Origin of the sequence: Streptomyces sp. AM 2-1-1, assembly GCF_029167645.1 — a bacterium.
Taxonomy (GTDB): Bacteria; Actinomycetota; Actinomycetes; order Streptomycetales; family Streptomycetaceae; genus Streptomyces.
The window spans coordinates 4,869,212-4,891,054 of sequence record NZ_CP119147.1 but is presented as its reverse complement, the minus strand read 5'-3'; the positions used below and the strand labels follow the sequence as shown (position 1 = coordinate 4,891,054).

At 71.9% G+C, this 21,843-nt stretch carries 13 protein-coding genes; all 13 read right to left on the bottom strand.

Going from position 1 to position 21,843, the window contains the following annotated elements; genetic code table 11:
- Positions 1–488 precede the first annotated feature (488 nt).
- A complete protein-coding gene (locus tag PZB77_RS21340; RefSeq protein WP_275494217.1) occupies positions 489–4,850 on the bottom strand; it encodes a ribonuclease E/G in 4,362 nt (1,453 codons plus the stop codon).
- A gap of 230 nt (positions 4,851–5,080) precedes the next feature.
- Positions 5,081–5,860, bottom strand: coding sequence for a TIGR03936 family radical SAM-associated protein (locus PZB77_RS21335; protein ID WP_275494216.1), 780 nt, complete (start codon positions 5,858–5,860; stop codon positions 5,081–5,083).
- Between the two features lie 420 nt (positions 5,861–6,280).
- Positions 6,281–8,206, bottom strand: coding sequence for a TIGR03960 family B12-binding radical SAM protein (locus PZB77_RS21330; RefSeq protein ID WP_275494215.1), 1,926 nt, complete (start codon positions 8,204–8,206; stop codon positions 6,281–6,283).
- 52 nt (positions 8,207–8,258) lie between these two features.
- Positions 8,259–9,818 carry a CYTH and CHAD domain-containing protein gene (locus PZB77_RS21325; RefSeq protein WP_275494214.1) on the bottom strand — a complete coding sequence of 520 codons (1,560 nt, stop codon included), beginning with the start codon at positions 9,816–9,818 and terminating at the stop codon, positions 8,259–8,261.
- A gap of 154 nt (positions 9,819–9,972) precedes the next feature.
- Positions 9,973–11,166: a rod shape-determining protein RodA gene (gene rodA / locus PZB77_RS21320; protein ID WP_275494213.1), complete on the bottom strand. Its 1,194-nt coding sequence runs from the start codon at positions 11,164–11,166 to the stop codon at positions 9,973–9,975.
- Positions 11,166–13,337, bottom strand: coding sequence for a penicillin-binding protein 2 (gene mrdA / locus PZB77_RS21315; RefSeq protein WP_275494212.1), 2,172 nt, complete (start codon positions 13,335–13,337; stop codon positions 11,166–11,168). Before mrdA ends, rodA begins: the two co-directional genes overlap by 1 nt.
- A gap of 37 nt (positions 13,338–13,374) precedes the next feature.
- A complete protein-coding gene (mreD, locus tag PZB77_RS21310; RefSeq protein WP_275494211.1) occupies positions 13,375–14,034 on the bottom strand; it encodes a rod shape-determining protein MreD in 660 nt (219 codons plus the stop codon).
- Between the two features lie 10 nt (positions 14,035–14,044).
- Positions 14,045–15,118 carry a rod shape-determining protein MreC gene (mreC, locus tag PZB77_RS21305; protein WP_275494210.1) on the bottom strand — a complete coding sequence of 358 codons (1,074 nt, stop codon included), beginning with the start codon at positions 15,116–15,118 and terminating at the stop codon, positions 14,045–14,047.
- Positions 15,119–15,236: 118 nt separating this feature from the next.
- Positions 15,237–16,256, bottom strand: coding sequence for a rod shape-determining protein (locus tag PZB77_RS21300; protein ID WP_275494209.1), 1,020 nt, complete (start codon positions 16,254–16,256; stop codon positions 15,237–15,239).
- A 293-nt stretch (positions 16,257–16,549) separates the two neighbouring features.
- On the bottom strand, positions 16,550–16,963 hold the full coding sequence (ndk, locus tag PZB77_RS21295) for a nucleoside-diphosphate kinase (RefSeq protein WP_275494208.1): 414 nt from the start codon (positions 16,961–16,963) through the stop codon (positions 16,550–16,552).
- A gap of 100 nt (positions 16,964–17,063) precedes the next feature.
- Positions 17,064–17,426, bottom strand: a complete 363-nt coding sequence (locus tag PZB77_RS21290) for a DUF4233 domain-containing protein (RefSeq protein WP_275494207.1) — start codon at positions 17,424–17,426, stop codon at positions 17,064–17,066.
- 4 nt (positions 17,427–17,430) lie between these two features.
- Complete coding sequence (locus PZB77_RS21285; RefSeq protein WP_275494206.1) at positions 17,431–18,963, bottom strand: folylpolyglutamate synthase/dihydrofolate synthase family protein; 1,533 nt, start codon at positions 18,961–18,963, stop codon at positions 17,431–17,433.
- Between the two features lie 122 nt (positions 18,964–19,085).
- Positions 19,086–21,707: a valine--tRNA ligase gene (locus PZB77_RS21280; RefSeq protein ID WP_275494205.1), complete on the bottom strand. Its 2,622-nt coding sequence runs from the start codon at positions 21,705–21,707 to the stop codon at positions 19,086–19,088.
- Between the last annotated feature and the right edge of the window lie 136 nt (positions 21,708–21,843).

Genomic DNA, 21,843 nt, shown 5'->3' with positions numbered 1-21,843 from the left:
AGGGATGTGCTCAGGGGTAGGCGCACAGAAAAACACGCCGAGCGGCAAGGCTACGGGTCCGGCGCCCGGCCGGTCAAACCGCCCCCGGCGCGGGCGCCCGGACCGTGCCGGGCACCCACCGCCCGGCACGCGCGGCCGGGCGCGACCGGGCACGGCCACGCACCGCCTCGGCGCCGTCCCGGCAGTCGGCGGCGGACCGCCGCGGCGCACCTCCGTACGGGCGGCCCGTGCGCGCCCCGGGGGAGTCTCCGCAGCGCACCGCGGTGGCTTCCGGCGCTGGCCGGTCGCAGGCGGCTCGACCGCGGCCGGCTCCGGACCGGCCCCCGACACCGGCCTCCGGCAGGTCCCTCGCCCCCACGCGTGAGCAGTCCCCCCAGGGGACAGCCGTGCCGCCCCGGGGGCCCGGCATGCAGGCCTCCACGTACCGGTGGGCCGCTCCCCCGCGTCGGGGAAACGGCCCACCGGTGGTGGTGCGGGTCAGCCCGCGGTCACTCCTCGGACGAACCGGCCGACGCCTGCTCGGCTGCGACGGCCTTCTTCGTCGCCCGCTTCGCCGGCGCCTTCTTGGCCGTCGTCGTCTTCTTCGCGGTCGCCGCCTTCTTGGCCGGGGCCGCCTTCTTCACGGGAGCCGCCTTCTTGGCCGGCGCCGCCTTCTTCGCGGGCGCCTTCTTGGCGGTCTTGCGCGCCGCCGTCTTCTTGGCGGGCGCCGCCTCCTCGGCCGTGTCACCGGTTTCGGCGGCGGGTGCCTCGGCGATCTCGTCCTGCGCGGCGGGCGTACCCGTCACGACGACGATCTCGGCCTGCTCGGCACCGGACGGCGAGCCCGCCGGAGCGGTCGCCTTACGGGTCGCCCGGCGACGCGCCCGCGGCGCGGCCGGGGCCGCTGCCTCGACGGTCTCCGGCTCGGCCGGTCCCTCGACGAGAGGCGCGGACGCCTCGACGACCGGGTCCTCCACGGCGACCGGTTCGGCGGTGGGCTCCGCCGGGGTCACCGGCTCCTCAGGGGCGGCCGACGGCGGGGCACCCGCCGGTGAGGTCGCCTTACGGGTCGCCCTGCGGCGCGTACGGCCCTGGGGCGCGGCCTCGGGCTCGGGGGCGGCCGGAACCTCCTCCACCGGCGGAGCGACCGGCTCCGCCACCTGCTCCACGACCTCGGCAGCCCGCTCCTCGGCGGCCGGTGCCTGAGCGGCGGCCGGTGCCTGAGCGGCACTCCGGGGGGCACCCGCCGGGGCCGACACCTTGCGGGTCGCCCGACGGCGTCCGCGGCCACGGGTGGCCGCCGCCTCCGCCTCGGCGGGGCTGCTGTACAACTCCTCGTCCGGGACGAACTCCGGCTCGGGCAGCGCCACCGGCGCGGCCACCTCGGCCGCGATCTCGGCCTCGGACTCGTGCTCGTCCTCGTGGGCCTCGTCGTCGTGCTGGTGGTCCTGCTCGTGACCGTGCTCGTGGCCCTGGTCCACGCCGCCGCGGCCGCGCTTCTTGGAGCGCTTGCCGCCACCGCCGCCACCGGAGGTCGTCGGCTGCTCCATGTGCACGATCACGCCGCGTCCGTTGCAGTGGACGCAGGTCTCGGAGAACGACTCCAGCAGACCCTGCCCGACCCGCTTGCGGGTCATCTGGACGAGCCCCAGCGAGGTCACCTCGGCGACCTGGTGCTTCGTACGGTCGCGTCCCAGGCACTCCAGCAGACGCCGGAGCACCAGGTCGCGGTTGGACTCCAGCACCATGTCGATGAAGTCCACGACGACGATGCCGCCGAGGTCGCGCAGCCGCAGCTGCCGCACGATCTCCTCGGCCGCCTCCAGGTTGTTCTTGGTGACGGTCTCTTCGAGGTTGCCGCCCTGACCGGTGAACTTGCCGGTGTTGACGTCGACGACGACCATCGCCTCGGTCTTGTCGATCACCAGCGAACCGCCGCTCGGCAGGTAGACCTTGCGGTCCAGCGCCTTCATCAGCTGCTCGTCGATCCGGTACGTCGCGAAGATGTCGACCTCGGAGGTCCAGCGCGACAGGCGGTCCGTCAGGTCGGGGGCGACCTGCGAGACGTATCCGTGGATCGTCTGCCAGGCGTCGTCACCGCTGACGATGACCTTGGAGAAGTCCTCGTTGAAGATGTCGCGCACGACCCGGACGGTCATGTCCGGCTCGCCGTAGAGCAGCGTCGGTGCGTTGGAGCTGCCGGTGGCACGCGACTTCTGCTGGATCTCCTCCCACTGACCCTGGAGGCGCTCGACGTCACGGCGGAGCTCGTCCTCGCTCGCGCCCTCGGCGGCGGTGCGCACGATGACGCCCGCGTCCTCGGGGACGATCTTCTTGAGGATGCTCTTCAGCCGGGCGCGCTCGGTGTCCGGGAGCTTGCGGCTGATACCGGTCATCGAGCCCTCGGGCACGTAGACGAGGTAGCGGCCGGGCAGGGAGACCTGGCTGGTCAGACGGGCGCCCTTGTGACCGATCGGGTCCTTCGTCACCTGGACGAGCACCGACTGGCCGGACTTGAGGGCCGTCTCGATGCGGCGCGGCCCGTGGGCCATGCCGAGCGCCTCGAAGTTGACCTCACCGGCGTAGAGCACGGCGTTGCGGCCCTTGCCGATGTCGACGAAAGCGGCCTCCATCGACGGCAGGACGTTCTGCACCTTGCCCAGGTAGACGTTGCCGACGTAGCTGGTGGCCTGCTCCTTGTTGACGTAGTGCTCCACGAGCACGTCGTCCTCGAGGACACCGATCTGGGTGCGCTCGCCGCTCTGGCGGACGACCATCACCCGCTCGACGGCCTCGCGGCGTGCCAGGAACTCGGCCTCGGTGATGATCGGGACGCGTCGGCGGCCCTGCTCACGGCCTTCGCGGCGGCGCTGCTTCTTCGCCTCCATACGGGTCGAGCCCTTGATGGACTGGACCTCGTCGAAGCCGGTGCCGGGCTCACGCTCGGCCGTCTCCCTGCTGCGGCGCTCACGCGGCTCGCGGACCTTGACGACCGTACGCTCCGGGTCGTCGGCACCGCCCGAGCCCTGGGCCCCGTTGTCGGTGACGCCGTCGACGGCGTCACCGCTGCGGCGACGGCGACGGCGGCGGCGACGGCTGCTGCTGCTGGAGCCGCCGGCCGCCGAGTCGTGGTGGTCCTCGTCGTGGTCGGTGTCGTGCTCGTGCCCGGTGTCAGGCTCGTCCTGGGTGTCGAGCCGGCGCTGCTCGGCGGCGGGCGCGTCGGACGGGGCGGAGCGCTCGCTCTCGTACCCCTCGTCACCGTCGCCCGCGTCACCGCGGCGGCGGCGCCGGCCACCGCGGCGGCGACGGCGCGACGGGCGGTCGCCGTACTCGTTGTCGTCGGCCGACTCGGGCTCCTCGTCGGGCTCGGTCTCCGGCATGTCCTCGGGCTCGGGCTCGGCCTCGGGCTCCGCCTCCGGCTCGGCCGGCGCGACGGTCTGCTCGGCCTCGGCGGCCTCACCGCGGCGGCGGCGACGGCGGCGCGGGGTCTGGCCGGCCGGTTCGACGGGTGCGGGCGCCTCGACGGCCTGCTGCTGGACGTCCTCGACGTCCTCGTCCTCGTCCGCCGGCTCCGCGTAGGGGGGAGCGGCGGCGGCCGCGGCGGCGGCGGTCTCCGGGGTCTGGAACATGGGCTCGGAGAAGACCGGCGCCTGGAAGACGGCCACGGCCGGGCGCGCGGCGCGGCGACCGCGACGGACGGGCTCCTCGGTGGCGGTGAACTCAGGGCGGGTGGAGGGGGGTACCGCGCGGGTGGAGGGAGCTGCCGCGCGGGTGGAGGGGGCTGCCTCGTGGGATGCGGGAGCGTCCGGGCGGGCGGAAGGAGCGTCCGCCTGGGTGTCGGGGGCCGGCGGCCGGCCGGCGGGGGAGGTCGCGCGGCGGCGCTGACGGCCGCGCGGCGCGGTCTCGGCGACCTCCTCGGGCTCGGACGCGAGCTCCTCGGCGACGGCCTCGGGCAGGGCCTCGCCCACCGGCTCCGTCTGCTCGGCGGCCTGCGGCGCACCGGCGGGCGAGGTCGCCTTGCGGGACGCGCGACGACGGGCCCGCGGTGCCTCGGCGACGGGCTCGGTCTGCTCCACGACGGGCTCGGCCACGATCTCCTCGGCCGGCGCGACGGTCTCGACGACGATCTCCTCGGGGGCCTCGGCCTGCGGCGCACCCGCCGGGGCGGTCGCCTTGCGGACCGCACGACGACGGGCCCGCGGAGCCGGAGCCCCGACGGCCTCGGCGGCTTCCTCGGCTACGGGCTCTTCGGCGGGAGCCGCGACGGCTTCTGCCACCACCGGAGCTTCCTCGGCGGCGCCCTGCGGCGCACCCGCCGACGACGTCGCCTTGCGGACGGCGCGACGACGGCCGCGCGGGGCTTCGGCGACGGGCTCGGCCTGCTCCACGACGGGCTCGGCCACGATCTCCTCGGCCGGCGCGGCGGTCTCGGCGACGATCTCCTCGGGGGCCTCGGCCTGCGGCGCACCCGCCGGGGCAGTCGCCTTGCGGACCGCACGACGACGGGCCCGCGGAGCCGGAGCCCCGACGGCCTCCTCGGCCACGGGTTCCGCGGCCCGAGCCGCGACGGCTTCGGCCACCACCGGAGCTTCCTCGGCGGCGGCCTGCGGCGCACCCGCCGACGACGTCGCCTTGCGGACGGCACGACGACGCGGGCGGGCGGGAGCCGCCGGGTCGGCGGTTTCGGCGGCCGCCTCGGTCACGGCGGTCTCCGCCACGTCCGGGGTCTCGTCGCGCGTCGGTGCGGCTCCGCCGGACGGCGGGCCCGCGGGGCGGGAAGCGGCGCGGCGCCGACGGCGCGGCGGCAGCTTGTCCCCGGGGGCGTTCTCTTCGTTGTTCCCGGTCGTGCCGGGTTCGGTCGACTCAAGCATGCGGGCGGTTCTCCCGTCGTGCTCCCGGGCGCCGCGCCTGATCCGGTCCGGCGGGTTGGTCGCGCGGTGCGCGATCCCGCTGTCCGGGGCGCGGGCGCCACACGGGAGCTGATGTCTGGCTCGCCGGTTCCCTACGCGTGGTACGTACGGCCTGGCGAAAGTCTTCTGGTCAGTGCGCGTCCCGACCCCGGTGGTTCTCCGGGCGGTGGGACCGCGCTACAACGACCGCCTTACGCGGAATCCGGACCTTCGGGCGCCGTCGCGACGCTCCCGGGGGCCGCCGCTGGGACGGCCGGGGGTGCGTCGCGGTCGGGCGCGAGCGGGTCGGTCACCGTGCCGGACTCCTCGTCGAAGAGCCCCTGCGCCAGCCTGGTCACCGCTACGGGGACCGGCGGCGCCAGGTCGGCCACGGCTCGGAGACCGGACAGGACGTCGTCGGGTCGTACGGCGGGTGTCATGTGCCGCACTACCAGGCGCAGTATCGCACAAGCGGTGTCCGCGGACCCATCGGGCCGGGGATCGAGGGCCCGCAGATCGACCACGGCCTCCCGGGCGTCGAAGGTACGCATACCGTTCTTCGCCCGGCGCTGGACCTCGACGGTTTCGGCGGCGAGGAAGGCGGCAACGGCTCGTTCGGCGTCCTCGACGGCGACGCCGTCCAGGCGCATCTCCCAGACGGAGGCGGTCAGCCGGTCGGCGAGCCCGGAGGTCCGGGCCTCCACGGCGTCGGTGATGTCGAGGCCGTCGGGCAGGGACTCGTTGAGGAGGTCGCGCAGGACCTGCGGGTCACGCTGCTCGGTGAGGGCGATCTCCAGGAACTCGGCCTCACTGCCGGTTCCGGTCGGAGCCGCGTTGGCGTACGACACCTTGGGGTGCGGGGTGAAGCCCGCCGAGTAGGCCATGGGTACCTCGGAGCGGCGCAGGGCTCGCTCGAAGGCACGCTGGAAGTCTCGGTGGCTGGTGAACCGGAGGCGGCCGCGCTTGGTGTAGCGCAGTCGGATGCGCTGCACCGCCGGTGCGGGCGGCGGGCCTTCGGGCTGTCGCTTGCCCAGTGGTTCTTCTCCTCGGTGCGGGGCGGGCGCGGTGGCGCGCCGCCCACGAAGTACAGGTCGTCACGGCGGGCCCGCTCCGGCTCACCCCCTCCGGCCTGTGGTGCCGCCGGGCGGGGAGATCTCGGGTGCGGGCGCCACGCCGTGCACGTGTCACGTGGTGCTCCTCACCCAGAGTACGCGCAGTAACCCTCCCGGGTACGCCGACCTCCGGGTTCCCCGGTACGACGGGTGCGCGCCGGGGTCCGGGCCCGAGCCGGTACGGTCACGGCTCCACGACCACCGTCGGGCCGGCCCGCCCCGCCCGGACGTGCGGAAGGCCCGCTCCGGGACGATCCCCGGAGCGGGCCCGAGCAGCGGGTGCGCCGGTGGGCGCGCCCGTCACTTCACCACGGTGAGCGGCAGCAGCTTCTTGCCGGTGGGGCCGATCTGGATGTCCAGGTCGAGCTGCGGGCAGACGCCGCAGTCGAAGCAGGGGGTCCAGCGGCAGTCCTCGACCTCGGTCTCGTCGAGCGAGTCCTGCCAGTCCTCCCAGAGCCACTCCTTGTCCAGGCCGGAGTCGAGGTGGTCCCAGGGCAGGACCTCCTCGTAGGTCCGCTCGCGGGTGGTGTACCAGTCGACGTCGAGGCCGAAGGCGGGGAGCGTCTTCTCGGCGCAGGCCATCCAGCGGTCGTAGCTGAAGTGCTCGCGCCAGCCGTCGAACCGGCCGCCGTCCTCGTACACCGCGCGGATGACCGAGCCGACGCGGCGGTCGCCGCGCGAGAGCAGGCCCTCGACGATGCCGGGCTTGCCGTCGTGGTAGCGGAAGCCGATGGAGCGGCCGTACTTCTTGTCGCCCCGGATCTTGTCGCGGAGCTTGGCGAGGCGCGCGTCGGTCTCCTCGGCGCTCAGCTGCGGCGCCCACTGGAACGGGGTGTGCGGCTTGGGGACGAATCCGCCGATGGAGACGGTGCAGCGGATGTCGTTCTGGCCGGACACCTCGCGGCCCTTGGCGATCACCTTGACCGCCATGTCGCCGATCTGCAGGACGTCCTCGTCGGTCTCGGTGGGCAGGCCGCACATGAAGTACAGCTTCACCTGGCGCCAGCCGTTGCCGTACGCGGTGGAGACCGTACGGATGAGATCTTCCTCCGAGACCATCTTGTTGATGACCTTGCGCATGCGCTCGGAGCCGCCCTCGGGGGCGAAGGTGAGGCCGGAGCGGCGGCCGTTGCGGGTCAGCTCGTTGGCCAGGTCCACGTTGAACGCGTCGACGCGGGTGGACGGCAGCGAGAGGCCGATCTTGTCCTCGGTGTACCGGTCCGCGAGGCCCTTGGCGATCTCGCCGATCTCGGTGTGGTCGGCGGAGGAGAGCGACAGCAGGCCGACCTCCTCGAAGCCGGTGGCCTTGAGCCCGCGCTCGACCATCTCGCCGATGCCGGTGATGCTTCGCTCCCGCACGGGGCGCGTGATCATGCCGGCCTGGCAGAAGCGGCAGCCGCGGGTGCAGCCGCGGAAGATCTCGACGGACATCCGCTCGTGGACGGTCTCGGCGAGCGGGACCAGCGGCTGCTTCGGGTAGGGCCACTCGTCGAGGTCCATGACGGTGTGCTTGGAGACCCGCCACGGCACGCCGGACCGGTTCGGCACCACACGGGCGATCCGGCCGTCCGGGAGGTACTCGACGTCGTAGAAGCGCGGGACGTAGACACCGCCGGTGCGGGCGAGGCGGAAGAGCACCTCGTCCCGGCCGCCGGGCCGGCCCTCGGCCTTCCAGGCGCGGACGATCTCGGTGATCTCCAGGACCGCCTGCTCGCCGTCGCCGACGACCGCGCAGTCGATGAAGTCCGCGACGGGCTCGGGGTTGAACGCGGCGTGGCCGCCCGCGAGCACGATCGGGTGGTCCACCGTGCGGTCCTTGGACTCCAGCGGGATGCCCGCCAGGTCAAGGGCGGTGAGCATGTTGGTGTACCCGAGCTCGGTGGAGAAGCTCAGCCCGAAGACGTCGAACGCGCCGACGGGCCGGTGGCTGTCCACCGTGAACTGCGGCACCTCGTGCGCGCGCATCAGCTCCTCGAGGTCCGGCCAGACGCTGTACGTGCGCTCGGCGAGGACCCCTTCGCGCTCGTTGAGCACCTCGTAGAGGATCATGACGCCCTGGTTGGGCAGGCCGACCTCGTAGGCGTCGGGGTACATGAGCGCCCAGCGGACGTCGCATTCGTCCCACTGCTTGACGGTGGAGTTCAGCTCACCGCCGACGTACTGGATGGGCTTCTGCACATGCGGGAGCAGAGCTTCGAGCTGTGGGAAGACCGACTCGGCAGACATCTCGCGAACCTTCGTGAGCTGACAGGGGTGACCATCCAGCGTACCCCTCCGCTCAGCTCCCGTGCGCCGACCGCAGCCGGGCCCGGGACGCCCGCCCCCACACCCGGGGCAGCCGGGCCTCCAGCAGGGCCGCCTCCGCTTCCTCGCGGCCGTAGAGGAGTCCCCAGGTGAAGGCGGACTCGCCGGCGCCGTGGGCGTGCACGGCCAGGGCGCGCAGGGCGTCGCGGGCGACCACGCCGTCCTGGTGGTCGCCGAGCAGACTCTGGACGGCCTTGACGCGCCGGGCGAGCCGCTTCGCGGGTTTGCCGAGGGCCGGGCGTGCGGCCTCGGCGGCGTACCGGGCGCGCTTGGCCGCCTTGCGGGCCTCGTGCATCGCCAGGTCGCGGTCGTGGCCGGGCGGCAGGTCCAGCGCGTGGCGGATCCTCACGGCGAGCCGGTGGTGGTCCTTCAGCACCGCGCTCGTGAGCGGCCCGGCGGCGTCCCGGCCGGCCGCGGGCAGCAGCGGCGGGTCGGCGAGCAGCGCGTCCAGGGCGCCGAGCAGCGCGAGATGGCGCTCGCCGTCGAGCGCGGCGAGGATCCGCTCGTGGGAGGCAGCCCGTTCCGCCGCCCCCCACCGCTCCAGCCGGCCGCGTACGGGTCCCAGCAGCAGGGTGGGTTCCACCCCGTCGACGTGGTGGAACAGCCGTGCCTCCAGCACTTCGTGGTCCCGGCCGGTGCCCAGTTCGGCGGCGAGCCACTTCAGTTCGGCGCGGACCGGATCGGTGACGGTCCGGTCGAGCACCTTCCGGTAGGTCGTGAAGGCGCTGCGCAGCCGGCGGGTGGCGACCCGCATCCGGTGCACGGCGCCGGGCAGCTCCCGGCGGACCGCCGGGTCGAGGGTGATGATCGTCTCGATCTGCTGCCGCACGTAGGCGAGGACCTGCGCGCCCGCCGTGTCACCGGCCCCCTCCTCCCTGGCCTCCGTGGCCGGTGCGCCCTGCGCGGCATTCTCCGCCGGGGGTTGCCCCGGCGCCGTCGCCGCCAGCGCGCGGGCCAGTTTGGACGCGGAGGACGAGGGGTGCACGCCCGCCGCGGCGAGCCGTTCGTCCACCGCGTCGAGGAAGGCGGGGTCGCCGCCGTCGGCGAGTTCGACCTCGATCTCGGTCCACGTGGCGGTGGCGCCCCGGCCGTCCCCGGTGAGGCGCTCGGCGAGGACCGTGTCGACGCTCAGCTCCGCGAGCAGCCGGCCGCGGTCGTCGTTCAGGTGGTGGACGTCGCGCGAGGAGAGCAGCCGGACCACGGGGACGACGGGCCGGTCGCGGACCCGGGAGCGGATCAGACCGGCCAGCGGGTCGGGGAGTGTCTCGGAGAGGGGGGCGCCGATCTCGTCCCGTACGCCGGGTGAGACGGGGAACTTCACGTGCCAGCCGGCGTCGGCGCCGCCCGTCCTGCGGCGCAGGGTGACGGCGCCGGCGGCGAGCCGGAGGTCGTGGGTGTCGTAGTAGACGGCGTCGAGTTCGGTGACCCCGCGTGGCACGGCCGCGGCGGTGCCGGCCACGCCGGTCAGGTCCGGCAGTGGGGTGCCCGCAGCCGTTTCGTACTTCCGCTCGATCTCGCGCTTCACGTCGGCCATGTTCCGAATCTAGTCCGACTCCGCCCCTTCGCGTCGAGTCGGCGGGAACGGCCGGACACCGCCCCGTACGACCGCGCTCCGGACACACCGGCGGGAAGGCCCTCGGCCCGGTGGCTGCTGCCACCGGGCGGAGGGGGGACGCGTCGTGCGGCGCTCAGGCCGACATCGGCCGTTGCACCCGGATCGACTGGAGGAGCCCGATCGCGACCCAGACGGCGAACATCGACGACCCGCCGTACGAGACGAAGGGCAGCGGCAGACCGGCGACCGGCATGATGCCGAGCGTCATCCCGATGTTCTCGAACGCCTGGAAGGCGAACCAGGCGATGATTCCGGCGGCGACGACGGTGCCGTACAGCTCGGTGGTCTCGCGGGCGATGCGGCAGGCGCGCCAGAGGACGACGCCGAGGAGGACGATGATCAGCCCGGCGCCGACGAAGCCGAGTTCCTCGCCGGCGACGGTGAAGACGAAGTCGGTCTGCTGTTCGGGGACGAACTGGCCGGTGGTCTGGGTGCCGTGGAAGAGTCCGGTGCCGGTGAGGCCGCCGGAGCCGATCGCGATGCGGGCCTGGTTGGTGTTGTAGCCGACGCCGGCCGGGTCGAGGGCGGGGTTGGCGAACGCGGCGAAGCGGGCGATCTGGTAGTCGTCCAGCAGCCCGAGCTGCCAGATGGAGACGGCGCCGAGCGCGCCCGCCCCGAGGAGGCCGAAGACCCAGCGGTTGGAGGCGCCGGAGGCGAGCAGGACGCCGAGGACGATGAAGACCATCACCATGACCGAGCCCAGGTCAGGCATGAGCATGACGATGCCCATCGGGATCGCCGCCACCCCGAGCGCCTTCGCGACCGTGCGGTGGTCGGGGTGGAGCTGGTCGCCGGCGTCGACCCGGGCGGCGAGCAGCATCGCCATCCCGAGAATGATGGTGATCTTGGTGAACTCGGAGGGCTGGAGCGAGAAGCCGCCGCCGATGATGATCCAGGCGTGCGCGCCGTTGACCGTGGCGCCGAGCGGGCTGAGGACGGTCAGCACCAGGAGGACGGAGAGTCCGTAGAGGATCGGTACGGCTCCGCGCAGGGTGCGGTGGCCGAGCCAGATCGTGCCGATCATCAGGCCGAAGCCGATGCCGGTGTTGAGGGCGTGGCGGAAGAGGAAGTAGTACGGGTCGCCGTGGGTGAGGCTGTCGCGCCCCCGGGTCGCCGAGTAGACGAGCATCGACCCGATGAACGAGAGTGCCAGCGCCGAGCCGAGCAGCGGCCAGTCGAGCCGCCGCACGACGGAGTCGCGCGCGGTGAGCCGGGCCCACGAGGAGCGCTCGGGGGTGTAGCGGGAGACGGAGAAGCCGGCGGCCATCAGTCCCGCCTCCCCACGGTCGCGGCGAGCGCCTGCTGTCCCTCTTCGAGGGGCTTGCCGGCATCGGGGTCGTACGGCTCGACCTTCGGGGCGTTGATCGAACCGTCGGACTGGATCTTCGGGAGCGACTTCTGCGGCGTGGGCAGCAGCGCCTTCCCGAGGTCCTGCTTGCCGGTCGCGTCCAGGCCGTAGAGCGCGTTGTAGATGTTGCGCACCGCGGGGCCGGAGGCACCGGAGCCGGTACCACCCTGGGAGATCGTCATGACGATCGAGTAGTCCTTGGTGTACGTGGCGAACCACGAGGTCGTCTGCTTGCCGTAGACCTCGGCGGTACCCGTCTTGGCGTGCATCGGGATCTTGTCCTGGGGCCAGCCGCCGAACCGCCAGGCGGCGCTGCCCCGGGTCGCGACACCCGCGAGGGCTTCGTCTATCTCGTCGCGGGTGTCTCCGGTGAAGGGCAGCTTGCCGTGCGAGGTGGGCTGGATCGCCTGGACCGTCTTGCCGTCGCCACTGACGACGGCCTTGCCGACGGTCGGGTCGTAGAGGGTGCCGCCGTTGGAGATCGCGGCGTAGATGGTGGCCATCTGGATCGGGGTGACGAGGGTGTCGCCCTGGCCGATCGAGTAGTTGACGGAGTCACCGGCACGCATCTTGTCGCCTTCGAGGCAGTTCTCGTAGGCGATCTTCTCGACGTAGGTGCCGTCCTTCTTGCCCTGCTTGCACCAGGCGGCCTTGTTGGCCTTGAAGAAGTCCTCCTTCCACTGGCGGTCGGGGACGCGGCCGCTGACCTCGTTGGGAAGGTCGATGCCGGTCTCCTTGCCGAGGCCGAACTGGTGCGCGGTCTTGTAGAACCAGTCGCCGCGGTTCTTCTTCGGCGAGGTGCCGCCGTCCTTCAGCCACTCCTTGTGCGCGATGCCGTAGTAGACGGTGTCGCAGGAGACCTCGAGGGCGCGGCCGATGGTGATGGAGCCATAGCCCTGGGACTCGAAGTTCTTGAAGGTCTGGCCGCCGATGGAGTACGAGCTGGGGCACGGGTAGTTGCCGTCGAACGGGTACCCGGCGTTGACCGCCGCCGTGGAGGAGATGACCTTGAAGATGGAGCCGGGGGCCGCCTGGCCCTGGATCGCCCGGTTCAGCAGCGGGAAGTTGGACTTCTTGGTGGTGAGCTTCGTGTAGTCCTTGGCGGAGATGCCGCCGACCCAGGAGTTGGGGTCGTAGTCCGGCAGCGAGGCCATCGCGACGACCCGGCCGGTCTTGGCCTCCATCACCACGACGGCGCCGGAGTCGGCCTTGTAGTTCTGGCTGGTGTTCTTGTCGAACTCCTTGCGGGCCGTCTTCATCGCCTTGTCGAGCTCGTACTCGGCGACGGACTGCACCCGGGCGTCGATCGAGGTGACGACGCTGGCGCCCGGCTCGGCCTGGTCGTTCTCGGCCTGTCCGATGACCCGGCCGAGGTTGTCGACCTCGTAGCGGGTGACCCCGGCCTTGCCGCGCAGCTCCTTGTCGTACGTGCGCTCCAGGCCGGAGCGGCCGACCTGGTCGGAGCGCAGGTAGGGCGAGTCGCTGTCCTGGGCCTTGGTGATCTCCTCGTCGGTGACCGGGGAGAGGTAGCCGAGCACCTGGGCGGTGTTGGCCCCGCCGGGGGCCGCGTAACGGCGTACCGCGGTGGGCTCGGCGGTGATGCCGGGGAAGTCCTCGGCGCGCTCGCGGATCTGGAGGGCCTGCTGGGTGGTGGCCTCGTCGGTGACCGGGATCGGCTGGTAGGGCGAGCCGTTCCAGCAGGGCTGGGGGGTCTTCGCGTCGCAGAGCCGGACCTTGTCCTTGACGTCCTTCGCCTTCATGCCGAGGACTTCGGCGAGGCGGGTGAGGACCGCGTCGCCGTCGTCCCGCATCTTCAGCAGCTCGGTGCGGCTGGCCGAGACGACGAGGCGGGTCTCGTTGTCGGCGAGCGGTACGCCGCGCGCGTCGAGGATCGAGCCCCGGACCGCGGGCTGGACGACCTGCTGGACGTGGTTGTTCTTGGCCTCGTCGGTGTACTCCTGGCCGTTGCGGATCTGGAGGTACCAGAGCCGGCCGCCGAGCGTGAGGAGGAGGGAGAAGACGAGGATCTGGATGACGACGAGGCGGATCTGGACGCGCTGGGTCCGGCCGGTCTCGGGGATGTTGCTCACGGTGCGCCCCCGTCGGTGCTCGGGTGCTGGTCCGGCCTCACAGTCGCTTGACCCCCTTGATCCTTCCCGCGCGCGCGGCGCGATTGCGGGCGGCCCTGACGCGGAGTCCGCCGCGCTGGCCGCCGATCGTCAGGCCGGTGCCCGAGGAGAGCCAGCCGGCGGAGACGTCGCCGCCGGCCGACTCGGAGACCGGGTCGTTCTCGGTGCGCCGGGCGATCCCCATGATCAGCGGTACGACGAACGGCGCGAGCAGGAGGTCGTACACGGCGGCCGTGAACACCAGGTTGGTGAGTCCGACGTGCCGGGCGGCGGTGTCGCCGACGAGGGCGCCCACGAGCGCGTAGAGCAGGGTGGTGCCGACGGCCGCGGCGACGACGAACGCCATGGGGCCGAAGGCCGACTTGAGCTGTCCGTTCTCCGGCCGGACCAGCCCCGCGAGGTAGCCGATCACGCAGAGCACCAGGGCGTAGCGCCCGACGGCGTGGTCGGCGGGCGGGGCCAGGTCCGCGAGGAGTCCGGCCGCGAAGCCGATCAGCGCGCCGCTGACGTGCCCGTAGACGAAGGCGAGTCCGAGGACGGTGAGCAGCAGCAGATCGGGTACCGCGCCGGGGAGTTGGAGCCGGGCGAGGACGGACACCTGGACCACGAGGGCGACCACGACGAGGGCGACGGAGAGGAGCGTCCGGTTCAAGCGCATGGGATCAGCCCTACTCCTGGTCGTTTGCCTGGCCGTCGTCGTCCGTGTCGGCGGCGTCGGTGCTGGCGTTGGTGGCGTTCGCGTCCGCCGTGCCGTCCGACGCCGCGGCGCCGGCCGTCCGGTGGATGTTGCCGACGACCTTGCCGTCGCCGTCGACGAGGTCGCCGTTGGGCTGGACGGTCACGGTGACGGTCGGGGTGGGCTTCGGCTTGGCCGAGGTGGCGGGCTTCTTCGGCAGGACGGCGTCGCGCGGGTCGGTGCGCGGGGCCAGCACGACGATGCCGACGATGTCGAGCTTGGTGAAGCCGACGTACGGCTTGACGTAGACGGTGCGGGTCAGGTCGCCGCCGGACGGGTCGACGCGGACGACCTCGCCGACCGGGACGCCGGGCACGAACGGCTTGCCCTTGCTGGAGCCGAAGGTGACGAGCCGGTCGCCCTTGGCCACCTTGGCCTTGCCGTTGAGGAACTGGACCGAGAGCGGGCTGTTGCCCTGGCCGGTGGCGAAGCCGAGCTCGTCCGTCTTCTCCATGCGGGTGCCGACGGTGAAGTCCGGGTCGTTGGCGAGGAGTACGGTCGCCGTGCGCGGGCCGACGGTGGTGACCCGGCCGACGAGTCCCTCGCCGTTGAGGACGGTCATGTCGCGGGCGATGCCGTCCTCCGAGCCCGCGTCGATGGTGATGGTCCAGGAGAATCCCTGGGCCGCTCCTATGGCGATGACCTGGGCGCCCTTGATGCCGTACTGACCGGCGTCGGCGTTCTTGAGGATCGCGTCGAGCTGGCGGACCCGGCTGTTGGTGCGGGCGTCGCTGCCGAGCGCTGTCTTGAGCCCGGCGTTCTCCTTCTCCAGGGCGGCGATCCGGTCGTGCCGGTCGCCGGAGTCCCGGACGGCGCCGATGGCGTTGCCCACGGGATCCACCGCCGCCGCCACGCCGTTCTCGACCGGTCCGAAGACCGTCGCGGCGGCCTGCCGGGCGCCGTCCACCGGCGAGTCCTCGCCGCCGCGGATGTCCACCGTGATCAGTGCGAGCGCGATGACGATCAGCAGCACCAGGAGCAGCCGGCTCTCTCGTGTGTCCCTCACGTGCGGCGGCCGTGCCTTCCTCGTAGGAATGTTCGTGCCTGTATATCAACGATCTGCCGTACGGGGCGGCAGCGCCCGTACGGCAGACCGAGGGTGTCACTCGCCCTTGGGCGGGGATCTACCGCCGGGGCTGGGCGTCCAGGACCTGCTGGAGCGCCTCGAACTCCTCGACGCACTTGCCGGAGCCGAGCGCGACCGAGTCCAGCGGGTTCTCGGCGATGTGGATCGGCATGCCCGTCTCGCGGCGCAGCCGTTCGTCGAGACCGCGCAGCAGCGCGCCGCCGCCGGTGAGGACGATGCCGCGGTCCATCACGTCGCCGGAGAGCTCGGGCGGGCACTTGTCGAGCGTCGTCTTCACGGCGTCGACGATCGCGTTGACCGGTTCCTCGATGGCCTTGCGGACCTCGGCGGCGGAGATGACGACCGTCTTGGGCAGCCCGGAGACGAGGTCACGGCCGCGGATCTCGGTGTGCTCGTCCTTGTCCATGTCGTACGCGGAGCCGATCGTGATCTTGATCTGCTCGGCGCTCCGCTCACCGAGGAGGAGGGAGTACTCCTTCTTGATGTGCTGGATGATCGCGTTGTCCAGTTCGTCGCCGGCGACCCGGATCGACTGGGCAGTGACGATTCCGCCGAGCGAGATGACGGCGACCTCGGTGGTGCCGCCACCGATGTCGACGACCATGTTGCCGGTGGCCTCGTGGACCGGGAGGCCGGAGCCGATGGCCGCCGCCATGGGCTCCTCGATGATGTGCACCTGACGGGCGCCGGCCTGGGTCGACGCCTCGATGACGGCGCGGCGCTCGACTCCCGTGATGCCGGAGGGCACGCAGACGACGACGCGCGGGCGGGCCAGGTAGCGGCGCTTGTGGATCTTGAGAATGAAGTAGCGGAGCATCCGCTCGGTGATCTCGAAGTCGGCGATGACGCCGTCCTTCAGTGGCCGTACGGCAACGATGTTGCCCGGTGTACGGCCGATCATCTTCTTGGCCTCGGAGCCGACCGCCAGGATTCCGCCGGTGTTGGTGTTGATGGCCACGACGGACGGCTCGTTCAGGACGATGCCGCGCCCCCTGACGTACACCAGCGTGTTGGCAGTCCCGAGGTCGATAGCCATGTCACGACCGATGAACGACATTGAGTTCCCCTTGTTCCCCATGAGGATGCGGCGGTGCCTTCCCGAGAAAGCATGATGGCTGGTTCTGCTCGGCGAATCCGGCGCGCTGCGGGTGTGGAAGCTTCCATCGTAGTGCCGGGCGCCCGGACACAGCGCGAGGGGCATTCGCCTTACCGAGTGGAACGCGTAGGCGTTCCACCCATGGTGACGTTACGTCGGTGGGATGCGTTCCCGCGAACGGTGTCCGTATACCGAAGGGCGACCGAATTACTTCGGTCGCCCGCGGTCGCCAGCGCTGTTTGGCCGATCGGCCGTCAGGACAGGCCCGGGAAGAAGAGCTTCAGCTCCCGCCCGGCGGACTCCTCGGAGTCCGAGGCGTGGATGAGGTTCTCCCGGACGATCGTCCCGAAGTCGCCGCGGACGGATCCGGGCGCCGCGGCGATCGGGTCGGTGGGGCCGGCCAGGGCTCGGACGCCCTCGATGACCCGCTCGCCCTCGGCGACGAGGGCGACGACGGGACCGGAGGCCATGAACTCGATGAGCGGCTCGTAGAACGGGCGGCCCTTGTGCTCGCCGTAGTGCGCTTCCAGCGTGTCCCCGTCGAGCGTACGCATCTCCAGCGCGACGATCCGCCAGCCGGCCTTGCGCTCGATGCGGCCGACGATCTCACCGATCAGCCCACGCCGGACCGCGTCCGGCTTGAGGAGAACGAGGGTGCGCTGGGTCATGTCGTGCGGCTCCTTGCGAGCGGAGGGTGCGGGAGAGCGAGATTACAGGGGCCGGGCGCGGCCCCGACGGGCGGGGTTACGCAGCGTCAACCCCAGGGCGTCAGCCGGCGGCGGGAGCGGTCTCCGCCTCGGCCGCCAGGGCAGCCCAGCGCGCCTTCGCCTCGTCGATCTTCCGGCCGTAGTGCACCGACGCCCACCACAGGGCGGCGAAGGCGATCCCGAGAACGTACATCACCGGTACGAAGACACCGCTCACCACCAGGAGGATCTGGAGCGCCCAGCCCAGGGCCACACCGCCGGGGCGGGTGAGCACCCCGCAGAGCAGGACGGAGAACAGCATGCCGATGCCGCATACGGTCCAGACGGTCGCCGTCGTCAGGTCGTCGGACTTCATCGCGACGAGCCCGGCGAAGCCGATCACGAAGAACTCGCCGATCAGCGTCGACGCGCAGAGGGTACGCACAGGGTCAGCCCCTTCCCAGAAGCAGCCGGGCCTCGCCGACCGTGATCACGGAACCGGTCACCAGCACGCCGGCGCCCGCGTATTCGTCCTCTTCCTCGGCGAGGGTGATCGCCGCCTCCAGCGCGTCGTCGAGCCGGGGCTCCACCTGGACGCGCTCGTCGCCGAAGACCTCCACGGCGACGGCGGCCAGCGTGTCGGCGTCCATCGCCCGCGCGCTGGAGTTCTGGGTGATGACGACCTCGGCGAAGATCGGCTCGAAGGCTTCGAGGAGCCCTCGCACGTCCTTGTCGTCGCTCGCGCCGACGACGCCGATGAGCCGGGAGAAGCTGAAGGCCTCGGTGATTCCCGCGGCACAGGCAGCGGCGCCGGCCGGGTTGTGGGCGGCGTCGAGGACGACGGTCGGGCTGGAGCGGACGACCTCCAGACGGCCCGGTGAGCGGACCGAGGCGAAGGCCGTGCGGACCGCGTCGATGTCGAGCGAGCGGGTCTGCTCGCCGCCGATGCCGAAGAACGCCTCCACCGCGGCGAGCGCCACGGCCGCGTTGTGCGCCTGGTGGGCGCCGTAGAGCGGGAGGAAGACGTCGGTGTACTCGGAGGTCGGGCCGCCGAGGCCGCGGAGCGTGAGCAACTGGCCGCCGACGGCGATCTCGCGGGAGACGACGCCGAACTCCATGCCCTCGCGGGCCACCGTCGCGTCCAGCTCGACGGCCTTCTTGAGCATGACCTGGGCGGCGTCCACCGGCTGCTGGGCCAGGACGACGGTCGCGCCCCGCTTGATGATCCCGGACTTCTCGCCGGCGATCTCGGCGGGCGTGCTGCCGAGCCGGTCGGTGTGGTCGAGCGAGATCGGGGTGACGACGGCGACACCCGCGTCGATCACGTTGGTGGCGTCCCAGGTACCGCCCATGCCGACCTCGACCACGGCGACGTCGACCGGCGCGTCGGCGAAGGCCGCGTACGCCATGCCCGTGAGCACCTCGAAGAAGGAGAGGCGGTACGGCTGCTGGGCGTCGACCATCTCGACGTACGGCTTGATGTCCTGGTACGTCTCGACGAACCGCTCGGGCGTGATCGGGGAGCCGTCCAGGCTGATGCGCTCGGTGATCGACTGGACGTGCGGCGAGGTGTAGCGGCCGGTGCGCAGGTCGAAGGCGTTGAACAGCGCCTCGATCATGCGGGCGGTGCTGGTCTTGCCGTTGGTCCCGGTGATGTGGATGGACGGGTAGGCCCGCTGGGGCTCGCCGAGCACGTCCATCAGGGCGGCGATCCGGGTGACGGAGGGTTCGAGCTTGGTCTCCCCCCACCGCCCGGCCAGCTCCTGTTCCACGGCGCGCAGCGCCCTGGCGGTCTCGGGGTCCTCGGGCGTGGCGGGGGGCGCGTCGGACACCGGCGGCCCGGACTGGGTGCGCAGGGTGCGGCTCCCGGCCTCGATCACCGCCAGGTCGGGGTCGCGCTGGGTTGCTTCGTCCACGATCTCCGAGAAGGTGTCGTCGGACTCTGACGCGTCGTGCCGGTCTGAAGGGCGGGGCTCACTCACGGGGCCAGTCTACGGATGGCCGCGGACATCGTGCGCAGCGCCCGCGCCGGGCCGGAGCCCCGGGCACGGCGAAGCCCCCGCGCTCCCGGTGGTCCGGGTGCGCGGGGGCCGTGCGGGACGGGTCAGCCCTGCGGCAGGTTCGCCAGCTGGGCGGTGATCCGCTCAATGTCGGCGTCCGCCTTGGCGAGCCGGGCGTGGATCTTGCCGACGACGGCGTCCGGGGCCTTGGCGAGGAAGGCCTCGTTGCCGAGCTTCGCGTTGGCCTGCGCCTTCTCCTTCTCGGCGGCGCCCAGGTCCTTCGTGAGGCGCTTGCGCTCGGCCTCCACGTCGATGGTCCCGGACAGGTCGAGGGCGACCTTCGCGCCGGCCACCGGCAGGGTCGCGGTGGCGTGGAAGCCCTCCTCCGCCGCCTGCAGGCGCAGCAGCTGGCGGATGGCCGCCTCGTGCGGGGCGAGCGCGGTGCCGGTGAGGGTCAGCTCGGCCGGGACCTTCTGGCCGGGCTTGAGGCCCTGGTCGCCCTTGAAGCGGCGGACCTCGGTGACGACCTGCTGGACCAGCTCGATCTCGGCCTCGGCCGCATCGTCGCGGAAGCCGGAGTCCTTCGGCCAGTCGGCGACGACGACCGACTCACCACCGGTGAGGGTGGTCCAGAGCGTCTCGGTGACGAACGGCACGATCGGGTGGAGCAGCCGCAGCGTCACGTCCAGGACCTCGCCGAGGACCCGGCCGGAGACCTTGGCCTGCTCGCCGCCGGCGAAGAAGGTCGTCTTCGACAGCTCGACGTACCAGTCGAAGACCTCGTCCCACGCGAAGTGGTAGAGGGCGTCGGAGAGCTTGGCGAACTGGAAGTCGTCGTAGAAGGCGTCGGCGGCGGCGACCGTCTTGTTCAGCCGCGAGAGGATCCAGCGGTCGGTGGCGGAGAGGCGGTCGGCCGGCGGGAGGTCGCCCTCCACCGTCGCGCCGTTCATCATCGCGAAACGGGTGGCGTTCCAGATCTTGTTGGCGAAGTTGCGGGACGCCTGGACCCAGTCCTCGCCGATCGGGACGTCCGTACCGGGGTTGGCGCCCCGCGCGAGCGTGAAGCGGACGGCGTCCGAGCCGTAGGTGTCCATCCAGTCGAGCGGGTCGACGACGTTGCCGAAGGACTTCGACATCTTCTTGCCGCGCTCGTCGCGGACGAGGCCGGTGAGGGCGATCGTCTTGAACGGGACCTCCCCGTCCATGACGTACAGACCGAACATCATCATCCGGGCGACCCAGAAGAAGATGATGTCGTGGCCGGTGACGAGGACGTCGGTCGGATAGAACTTCTTGAGGTCCGGGGTTTGTTCGGGCCAGCCGAGCGTGGAGAACGGCCACAGGCCGGAGGAGAACCAGGTGTCCAGGACGTCGGTGTCCTGCGTCCAGCCCTCGCCCGCGGGCGGCTGCTCGTCCGGACCGACGCAGACGACCTGACCCTCGGGGCCGTACCAGACGGGGATGCGGTGGCCCCACCAGAGCTGGCGCGAGATGCACCAGTCGCGGAGGTTGTCGACCCAGTCGAAGTACCGCTTCTCCATGTCCTTGGGGTGGATCGCGACCCGGCCGTCGCGGACCGCGTCACCGGCGGCCTTCGCGAGGGTCTCGACCTTGACCCACCACTGCAGGGAGAGCCGGGGCTCGACCGTCGTGCGGCAGCGGGAGCAGTGGCCGACGGAGTGGACGTAGGGGCGCTTCTCGGCGACGATCCGGCCCTGCTCGCGCAGTGCGCCGACGAGGGCGGAGCGGGCCTCGAAGCGGTCCAGGCCCTCGAACGGGCCGGGGACGGTGATGACACCGCGCTCGTCCATGACCGTCAGCGACTCCAGGCCGTGGCGCTGGCCGATGGCGAAGTCGTTGGGGTCGTGGGCGGGGGTCACCTTGACCGCGCCGGTGCCGAACTCCGGGTCGACGTGGGCGTCGGCGACGACCGGGATGGTGCGGTCGGTGAGCGGCAGCTTGATCCGCTTGCCGACGAGGTGGGCGTAACGCTCGTCGTCGGGGTGGACGGCGACCGCGGTGTCACCGAGCATCGTCTCGGCGCGGGTCGTGGCGACGACCAGCGTCTCGTCCCCCTCGCCGTAGCGGATGGAGACCAGCTCGCCGTCGTCGTCCTGGTAGTCGACCTCGATGTCGGAGATGGCCGTCAGACAGCGCGGACACCAGTTGATGATGCGCTCGGCGCGGTAGATCAGCTCGTCGTCGTACATCTTCTTGAAGACGGTCTGGACGGCCGCGGAGAGGCCCTCGTCCATGGTGAAGCGCTCGCGGGACCAGTCGACGCCGTCGCCGAGGCGGCGCATCTGGCCGAGGATCTTGCCGCCGTACTCTTCCTTCCACTGCCAGACGCGCTCGACGAACTCCTCGCGCCCGAGGTCGTGGCGGGACTTTCCCTCTTCACCGAGCTGCTGCTCGACCTTGTTCTGGGTCGCGATGCCGGCGTGGTCCATGCCGGGCAGCCACAGCGCCTCGAACCCCTGCATCCGCTTGCGGCGGGTGAGGGCGTCCATCAGCGTGTGCTGGAAGGCGTGGCCGAGGTGGAGCGAGCCGGTGACGTTCGGCGGCGGGATGACGATGGTGTACGGGGGCTTGTCGCTCGTGGCGTCCGCCTCGAAGTAACCGCGCTCCACCCAGCGCTCGTACAGCTTCCCCTCTACCTCGGCCGGCGCGTACTGGGTCGGCAGTTCGGGGTTGCCGGCTGATGGCTGCGATGAGTTCTCGGTCACGGGTGACAGTTTAGGGCCGTCACAGCCGTGCCCCGAAACGGGTTTGTTCAGTAACGGTGTGCTTGCGGATGTCCCACGTGGGGGTCGCTTCCGTCAGGATGACCGGAACGCATAAGCATTCGGAGGGGACAGCGTC

Bases quoted from the DNA above. Each gene is read 5' to 3' on its own strand.
- PZB77_RS21330 (WP_275494215.1), bottom strand. From the start codon at position 8,206: ATGTCTGCCGAGTCGGTCTTCCCACAGCTCGAAGCTCTGCTCCCGCAT.
- PZB77_RS21300 (WP_275494209.1), bottom strand. From the start codon at position 16,256: ATGTCGTTCATCGGTCGTGACATGGCTATCGACCTCGGGACTGCCAAC.
- mreD (WP_275494211.1), bottom strand. From the start codon at position 14,034: ATGCGCTTGAACCGGACGCTCCTCTCCGTCGCCCTCGTCGTGGTCGCC.
- PZB77_RS21325 (WP_275494214.1), bottom strand. From the start codon at position 9,818: ATGGCCGACGTGAAGCGCGAGATCGAGCGGAAGTACGAAACGGCTGCG.
- rodA (WP_275494213.1), bottom strand. From the start codon at position 11,166: ATGGCCGCCGGCTTCTCCGTCTCCCGCTACACCCCCGAGCGCTCCTCG.
- PZB77_RS21340 (WP_275494217.1), bottom strand. From the start codon at position 4,850: ATGCTTGAGTCGACCGAACCCGGCACGACCGGGAACAACGAAGAGAAC.
- ndk (WP_275494208.1), bottom strand. From the start codon at position 16,963: ATGACCCAGCGCACCCTCGTTCTCCTCAAGCCGGACGCGGTCCGGCGT.